Genomic DNA, 7,576 nt, shown 5'->3' with positions numbered 1-7,576 from the left:
CGGGCGCCGCGAGATCGTGCTCGCCGTCGGAGTGGCCGCGGTCCTGCTGTCGGTCCTCCTCTCGCTCGCGTTCGGCTCCCGCCCGGTCTCCGCTGCCGAGGTGGTCGAGGGCATCACGGCCTGGGTCCGGGGCGAGACGCCGACCGACATCGGCGCGCTCGCGGTGCAGAGCCGGGTGCCCCGCACAGTGCTGGCCCTGCTCGCCGGAGCCGCGCTCGCCCTCTCGGGTGCGCTCATGCAGGCCATCACACGCAACCCGCTCGCCGATCCCGGCATCCTCGGCGTCAACACCGGTGCGGCACTGGCCGTCGTCGTCGGCATCGCTTTCCTCGGCATCACGAGCATGTGGAGCTACCTCGGCCTCGCACTCGCCGGGGCATTCGTGACGGCGCTGTTCGTGTACTTCGTCGGCTCCGTCGGCCCCGGCGGCACCACTCCCATCAAGCTCGCCCTCGCGGGCGCCGCCACGACGGCCGCACTGTCGTCGCTGGTCTCCGCCATCCTGCTGCCCCGCCAATCCGTCATGGACGAGTTCCGCTTCTGGCAGGTCGGCAACGTCGGCCGTGCCGCCTGGGAGACGATGGCCGTCGTCACGCCCGTGCTGATCCTCGGCGCGGTCGTCGCGATCCTCTGCGCCAGCGCCTTGAACGCGCTCGCCCTCGGCGACGACCTCGCCGTGGGGCTCGGCGTGCGGGTCGGCCGCGTGCGGATCATCGCCGCGATCACCGGCGTCGCCCTCTGCGCCGCCGTCACCGCCGTCGCCGGCCCGATCGGGTTCGTCGGGCTGATGGTCCCCCACGTCGTCCGCCTGCTGTCGGGCGCCGACCAGCGCTGGCTCCTCCCCCTGTCCGCACTCGGCGGCGCGGTGCTCCTCGTCCTCGCCGACACCGTCGGCCGCGTGATCGGCTCACCCGGCGAGGTCGAAGCGGGCATCATCACGGCGTTCCTCGGAGCGCCCGTGCTCATCGTCATCGCCCGCCGCGCCCGGATGAAGGCGCTGTGATGCCGGTCCTCCCCGTCGCGACCACCGCGCAGCTCACCGGAGTGCGCGACGCCCGCCTCCGCCGCGAGCGCCGGCGTCGCATCGCGCTGTCGATCCTCGCCCTCACCGCTGTCGTGCTGACGGGCGCGATGCTGATGCTCGGGAACACGCTCTACTCCCCCGCCGAGGTCATCGGCGTCATCCTCGGTCAGGACGTCCCCGGCGCCTCCTTCACCGTCGGCACGCTGCGCATCCCCCGCGCCCTCACCGCGCTCCTCGCCGGCATCGCCTTCGGCGTCGCCGGCGCGACGTTCCAGACGATGCTGCGCAACCCGCTGGCCAGCCCCGACGTCATCGGCATCACCTCGGGAGCCAGCGCCGCCGCGATCCTCTCCCTCATCGTCCTCGGCTGGGGAGGGGGCGCGACCGTCACCCTCGCCCTCGTGGCGGGGATCGCCACGGCCGTCGTGATCTACGTCGCCGCCCGCGGCGGCGAGTCCACCGGCGGCCGTCTGATCCTCATCGGCATCGGCGTCGGCGCCATGCTGGACGCCATCGTCGCCTACCTCCTCGTGCGCGCCGACGTGTACGACGTCGCGGTCGCCGCGCGCTGGATGGCCGGCAGTCTCAACGGCACGCGGATGGAGCAGATCCCGCCCCTCGCGATCGCCGTCGTGATCCTCGTCCCCCTGGTCGTCGCCCTGGGCCGCGACCTGCGGGCTCTCGAGCTGGGCGACGCGTCGGCGACGTCGCTCGGCGTCCGCGTCGACCGCACCCGCGTCCTGCTGGTGATCGCCGCCGTCGCCCTGGCGTGCTTCGCCACGGCCACGACCGGCCCCATCGCGTTCGTCGCCTTCCTCGCGGGTCCGATCGCCGCGCGCATCGTCGGCCCGGGGTCCCCCGTCATCATCCCCGCCGCCCTCACCGGCGCCTGCCTCGTGCTCGCCGCCGACCTGCTCGGCCAGTTCGCATTCGACACGAAGTTCCCCGTGGGCGTCATCACCGGCATCCTCGGCGCGCCCTACCTCATCTACCTGCTGATCCGAACCAGCCGACGCGGAGGCTCCTCATGAACGCGCAGCACGTCATCCGCACCGAGGCACTCGTGGCCGGCTACGGCGGCGCCACCATCGTCGACGGGATCGACCTCGACATCCCCACCGGGCGCATCAGCGTGATCGTCGGCGCCAACGCGTGCGGCAAGTCGACCCTGCTGAAGACCATCTCGCGGCTGCTGCCGGCACGCGCCGGCGCCGTCCTGCTCGACGGCAAGCGGATCGAGGACATCCCGACGAAGGAGCTCGCCCGCACCCTGGGCCTGCTCCCGCAGCAGCCCGTCTCCCCCGAGGGCATCGTGGTCGCCGAGCTCGTGGGCCGCGGCCGCCACCCGCATCAGAAGCTCTTCCGCTCGTGGACGACCGACGACGACCGGGCGGTGACGGAGGCGCTCGCCGCGACGGGGATCCTCGACCTCGCCGACCGGGCGGTCGACGAACTCTCCGGCGGACAGCGACAGCGGGTCTGGATCGCGATGGCGCTCGCCCAGGAGACCGACATCCTGCTCCTCGACGAGCCGACGACCTTCCTCGACGTGTCGCATCAGGTCGAGGTGCTGGACCTCCTCGCCGATCTGAACGCCGCGCGCGGCACGACCATCGTCATGGTGCTCCACGACATCAACATGGCCGCGCGGTATGCCGATCACCTCTTCGCGCTGCGCGGCGGACGCCTCATCGCCAGCGGCGCGCCCGCCGACATCGTGGACGCCGAGCTCGTGCGCGAGATCTTCGACCTCGACTCCCTCGTCATCACCGACCCCGTCTCGCACACCCCCCTCGTCCTCCCGCGCGGACGACACCACGTCGCCGCCGCTGGCTGAACCCGACCGACTCACCCCGGACCGGTTCGCCCGGCCGACCCCACAAGGAGCGCACATGGCACGCACCGACCCGTACGACTTCTTCCGCGTCCGCGTGGGAGCCATCGCCGATCTCACGCCGAGCTTCCGTCGCTTCACCTTCGTGGGGGACGATCTCGAGTTCTACGGCGATCCCGGCTACGACCAGCGGATCAAGGTCGTGTTCCCCACCCCGGGCACGCCGCTGGACGCGATGCCCACGGGCGACGACTGGTACGAGCAGTGGCGCCAGCAGGACGAGTCGACCCGGCTGCCGTTCCGCACCTACACGACGCGTGCCGTGCGCCGGGAGCAGCGGGAGGTCGACGTGGACATGGTCGCCCACGACGTCGTCGGCCCCGCGTCGGCCTGGATCGCCCAGGCGCGCGTCGGCGACGAGGTGCTCATCCTCGCGCCGACCACCTCGCACGGCGACGTCAGCTTCGGCATCGACTTCGTCCCTCCGAAGCGCTCCGACGCCATCCTGCTCGCCGGCGACGAGACCGCCGCCCCGGCGATCGCCGTGATCCTCGAGCAGCTTCCCCCCGAGGCGCGCGGCGTGGTCGTGCTGGAGGTCCCCCATCCGGACGACCTCGCCTACCTTCCCGCCCATCCCGGGTTCCGCATCGAGGCCGCCGCCCGTCGCGACGAGGCCGCCCGCCACGATCATCTCGTCCCGGCCGTGCAGGCGGCCGCGGCCGCGCTCGCTCCGGCGGGGACGGGGGCCGCCGTCGAGGAGATCGACATCGACCGGGAGATCCTGTGGGAGGTCCCTCGCACCGCCAAGGGCGGCGCCGCGCTCAAGAGCGCACCGCTCTACTCGTGGATGGCGGGAGAGGCCGGCGCGATCAAGGCGCTCCGCCGCCACCTCGTCACCGAGGTCGGCGTCGACCGGCGTGCGATCGCCTTCATGGGCTACTGGAGGCTCGGCCGCGCGGAGAACTGACCGTCACGCGTCAGCGTCGGGCCGGTCCGCGCGGCCCAGCCGGAGCCCCGGCACGAGAGCGAGGAGCGACAGCGCCGTCGCGAGCAGGAACACCACCGGGAAGGCGGCGCCGGTGCCGGTCAGCGCGACGAACGTGAGCCCCATCGCCGCGATCGCCGCCGACGCGCCCACCGAGTCCGAGATCGACAGGGCGGACGAGTTGAACCCCTGGTCGCGCGGCGTCGAGTACGCCAGGGTGAGCACCGTCAGCCGCGGATACATGAGACCCATGCCGCCGCCGGCCAGAGCCCACCCGGCGATGACGACCGCAGCCGGCAGCGCGAACGCCGCGGTCGCCGCGGCGATCAGGGTCGCGGCCGCGAGCTGCGCGGTCCCGATCATTGTGATGCGGGTGCTCCCGAGCCGATCGCCGTAGCGACCCTGCACCTCGGCGCCCGCCGCCCACAGGAGGGCGGCCGCCGTGAGGCCGAGCCCCGCCCACGTCGAGGAGAAGCCGTAGCCGTCGATGAGCAGGTAGGGCACGTAGATCTCGGCACCGAACAGGGCGCCGGCGATCAGCCCGCGCATGAGGATGACGCTCGGCAGGCCCCGCGCCGCACGCAGGGTCCCCTCGGGCAGGAGCGGCCGCGCCGCCACGACGATGAGGACGAGAGCGGCCGCGATCACCGCGGGGGCCCAGGGGCCGGCCTCGCCCGCCAGGCTGAGTCCGAGCGCGCCCGTCGCGACCAGAACCGCCCAGACCAGGCGGCGCGCGACGGGTGCCGTCGACGGGCTCTCCGTCCGCAGCGGAAGACCGCGCAGCCGCAGGTAGACGAGCGTGAAGGCCGCCCCGGTGAGCAGCGCCACGCCCAGGAACACCCACCGCCAGTGCAGATAGTCCGCGATCGCGCCCGCCAGCACCGGGCCGACGATGGAGGGCACGACCCACGCGGCGGAGAACGCCGCGAACACGCGCCCGTGGAGCGCAGCCGGGTACACGCGCGCGACCACGACGTAGAGGGCGACGGTCTGTCCGCCGGTGCCGAGACCCTGCACCAGCCTGCCGACGACCAGCACGCCCATGTCGGCGGCCGCGCCGGCGACGACGAGACCCACGATGAAGAGTGCGACGGAGGTGGCCAGCGGCAGCACCGGGTCGGTCCGATCACACCATGCACCGACCGCGACCATCCCGATGACGCTCGTCGCCAGCGTTCCGGCGAAGGCGACCGCGTAGAGCCCTGCGCCGTCCAGGTCCGCACTCACGACGGGCATCACGGTGGTCACCGCGAGCGCCTGGGTCGCCGCGAGGAAGATCATCGCGACCGCGCCGGCGGTCACCCAGGCGTAGCGCGGATCCCAGATCCGCTCGGCGCCGCTCGTCGGCGCACTCACGATGACGCCGCGAGGGCTCCGATGCGCGTGACCGCGGTCTCGAGGATCTCAGCGGAGCAGCCGAAGTTCAGCCGGACGTGACCGACGCCCTGCGTGCCGAACAGCGGCCCATGATGCAGGGCGACCTTGGCCTCGGCGAGGATGCGCCGCGCCGGGTCCTCACCCCACCCGTACGCGGACACGTCGATCCAGGCGAGGTACCCGGCGGCGGGGAGGCGGTAGCGGGCGAGCGGGAGATGCTCGGTCAGGAGGTCGGCGAGCAGCCGGCGGTTGCCGTCCAGGGTCGCGTTCAGCCGGGCGAGCCAGGTGTCGGACTCCTCGCTGAACGCGGCCACGCCGGCGATCGCGCCGAACAGACCCGTCCGCCACTCGACCTCGGGCCACAGGCCCCTCAGGACCCGCGAGGTGCGGTCCGAGGCGGTGACCATGACCGCGCATTTGAGGCCGGCGAGGTTGTACGCCTTCGACGCGCTCGTGACCGCATAGCCCACCTCTGCCGCCGCGTCCGAGGCGGCGAGGAACGGCGTGAACGGGCCGTCGTGGACGAGGGGCGCATGGATCTCGTCGCTGATCACGACCGCGTCGTGCTCGCGCGCGATGTCGGCCAGCCGCGCCAGGCTCTCGCGGGTATGGACCGTGCCCGTCGGGTTGTGAGGGTTGCACAGGAGCACGGCGCGCGCACCGCCTGCCAGCGATGCGGCGATGCCGTCGAGGTCGAGCGACCAGCCGTCACCGTCGTCGACGAGCGGCACCTCCTCGACCACTCCGCCCGCCTCGGGGATGCACATCGAGAACGGCGGGTACACGGGCGGCGCGATGATGACGCGGTCGCCCGGCCGGATCGTCGCGCGCAGCAGCTCGACCACGCCCATCATGACGTCGCCCGTCGTCCGCACCCGCGTCGGGTCGACCTGCCACTGCCACCGGCGCGCCGCGTAGCCGGCGAAGGCGCCGCGGATGCCGGGGTCGGGCGAGGTGTAGCCGGTGTCCCCGAGGGCGACCGCCTGCTGCAGTGCGGCGGTGATGGGCTCGGCGAGGGCGAAGTCGGTCTCGGCCACGAACATCGGGATGACGTCCTCGCCGTACGAGCGCCACTTGGTGCTCGTCCGGCGACGCAGCGTCTCCAGCGGAAGCGGAGCCAGCGGCTCCACGACGACGGACGATGGGGCGGAGGACGGGACGGCGTTCACCCCTCGACCCTATCGGCGGTGTCGAAGGCTCCGGCCGTCCGTGACGCCCCGCGTCTGCCCGGTCAGATGGCGAAGCCGAGCGCGCGCATCATGTCGCGTCCGTCGTCGGTGATGCGCTCCGGACCCCACGGCGGCATCCAGACCCAGTTGATGCGGAACCGGTCCACGACGTTGTCGAGCGCCTGCGCGGTCTGCTCCTCGAGCACATCGGTGAGCGGGCATCCGGCCGACGTCAGCGTCATGTGGATGACGAGCGCGTCGTTCTCGTCGTCCCAGCTGAGGTCGTAGATGAGGCCCAGGTCGACGACGTTGATCCCGAGCTCGGGATCCATGACGTCCTTGAGCGCCTCGGTGACCTCGTCGTTCTTCTCCGGGCTGAGCGTGGCGGTCATGCGTCGATCCTAAGCCTCGACGGCGTCGGCCGGCTCGGTGGAATCCGCGTCGAGGTAGCGGTCGTAGCCCTCGTCCTCGAGGCGCTCGGCGAGCTCGGGCCCGCCCTCCTCGGCGATACGGCCCTTGACCATCACGTGGACGTAGTCGGGCGTGATGTAGCGGAGGATACGCGTGTAGTGGGTGATGAGCAGCACGCCGAGGTTGGTCTCGCCCTTCGCGCGGTTCACGCCCTCGGAGACGATCTTGAGCGCGTCGACGTCGAGGCCCGAGTCGGTCTCATCGAGCACGGCGATCGCGGGGCGCAGCAGTTCGAGCTGGAGGATCTCGTGACGCTTCTTCTCGCCGCCCGAGAATCCCTCGTTCACGTTGCGCTGGGCGAACTTCGGGTCCATGCGCAGATTCTTCATCGCGCCCTTGACGTCCTTGGTCCAGGTGCGGATCGCGGGCGCCTCGCCGTCGATCGCCGTCTTGGCGGTGCGCAGGAAGTTGGTGACGGTGACGCCGGGAATCTCGACCGGGTACTGCATCGCGAGGAACAGCCCGGCGCGGGCGCGCTCGTCGACGGACATCGCGAGGACGTCCTCGCCGTCGAGGGTGATCGAGCCCGAGGTGACGGTGTACTTCGGGTGACCGGCGATCGTGTAGGCGAGGGTCGACTTGCCCGAGCCGTTCGGGCCCATGATCGCGTGGGTCTCGCCGGTGCGCACCGTGAGGGTCACGCCGTTGAGGATCGGAGTCGTGCCGGCGTCGGTCTCGACCGTCACGTGGAGGTCGCGGATCTCGAGAACAGCCAT

8 protein-coding genes are annotated in these 7,576 nt (G+C 72.2%); 4 read left to right on the top strand and 4 right to left on the bottom strand.

Annotation, left to right across the window (positions count from 1 at the left end; all coding sequences use genetic code 11):
- The 4 genes from QQZ13_RS12630 to QQZ13_RS12615 all read left to right on the top strand — a co-directional run.
- On the top strand, positions 1-1,003 hold a 1,003-nt coding region (locus tag QQZ13_RS12630; protein WP_284529590.1), incomplete at its 5' end, for an iron ABC transporter permease.
- Positions 1,003-2,055 (top strand): iron chelate uptake ABC transporter family permease subunit, encoded by a 1,053-nt coding sequence (locus QQZ13_RS12625; RefSeq protein ID WP_284529588.1) that lies wholly within the window; start codon positions 1,003-1,005, stop codon positions 2,053-2,055. The genes QQZ13_RS12630 and QQZ13_RS12625, both read left to right, overlap by 1 nt.
- Positions 2,052-2,861 carry an ABC transporter ATP-binding protein gene (locus QQZ13_RS12620; protein WP_284529586.1) on the top strand — a complete coding sequence of 270 codons (810 nt, stop codon included), beginning with the start codon at positions 2,052-2,054 and terminating at the stop codon, positions 2,859-2,861. The genes QQZ13_RS12625 and QQZ13_RS12620 overlap by 4 nt, the downstream gene beginning before the upstream one ends.
- Positions 2,862-2,916: 55 nt before the next feature.
- On the top strand, positions 2,917-3,825 hold the full coding sequence (locus QQZ13_RS12615; RefSeq protein WP_284529585.1) for a siderophore-interacting protein: 909 nt from the start codon (positions 2,917-2,919) through the stop codon (positions 3,823-3,825).
- Positions 3,826-3,828: 3 nt separating this feature from the next.
- Here the strand turns inward: QQZ13_RS12615 and QQZ13_RS12610 are convergent, their stop codons facing one another.
- The 4 genes from QQZ13_RS12610 to sufC form a co-directional block, all read right to left on the bottom strand.
- Entirely contained in the window at positions 3,829-5,199 is a 1,371-nt protein-coding gene (locus QQZ13_RS12610; protein ID WP_284529584.1) for an MFS transporter, read from the bottom strand.
- Positions 5,196-6,389, bottom strand: a complete 1,194-nt coding sequence (locus QQZ13_RS12605) for a MalY/PatB family protein (RefSeq protein ID WP_284529582.1) — start codon at positions 6,387-6,389, stop codon at positions 5,196-5,198. The genes QQZ13_RS12610 and QQZ13_RS12605 overlap by 4 nt, the downstream gene beginning before the upstream one ends.
- Before the next feature lie 62 nt (positions 6,390-6,451).
- Positions 6,452-6,781 (bottom strand): metal-sulfur cluster assembly factor, encoded by a 330-nt coding sequence (locus QQZ13_RS12600; RefSeq protein WP_284529580.1) that lies wholly within the window; start codon positions 6,779-6,781, stop codon positions 6,452-6,454.
- A gap of 9 nt (positions 6,782-6,790) precedes the next feature.
- Positions 6,791-7,576 (bottom strand): Fe-S cluster assembly ATPase SufC, encoded by a 786-nt coding sequence (sufC, locus tag QQZ13_RS12595; RefSeq protein WP_284529579.1) that lies wholly within the window; start codon positions 7,574-7,576, stop codon positions 6,791-6,793.

The organism is Microbacterium sp. T2.11-28 (assembly GCF_950097975.1).
Taxonomy (GTDB): Bacteria; Actinomycetota; Actinomycetes; order Actinomycetales; family Microbacteriaceae; genus Microbacterium.
This window is presented reverse-complemented; position numbering and strand designations above follow the sequence as displayed.

Bases quoted from the DNA above. Each gene is read 5' to 3' on its own strand.
- QQZ13_RS12625 (WP_284529588.1), top strand. From the start codon at position 1,003: ATGCCGGTCCTCCCCGTCGCGACCACCGCGCAGCTCACCGGAGTGCGC.
- QQZ13_RS12620 (WP_284529586.1), top strand. From the start codon at position 2,052: ATGAACGCGCAGCACGTCATCCGCACCGAGGCACTCGTGGCCGGCTAC.
- QQZ13_RS12615 (WP_284529585.1), top strand. From the start codon at position 2,917: ATGGCACGCACCGACCCGTACGACTTCTTCCGCGTCCGCGTGGGAGCC.
- QQZ13_RS12600 (WP_284529580.1), bottom strand. From the start codon at position 6,781: ATGACCGCCACGCTCAGCCCGGAGAAGAACGACGAGGTCACCGAGGCG.
- sufC (WP_284529579.1), bottom strand. From the start codon at position 7,576: ATGGCTGTTCTCGAGATCCGCGACCTCCACGTGACGGTCGAGACCGAC.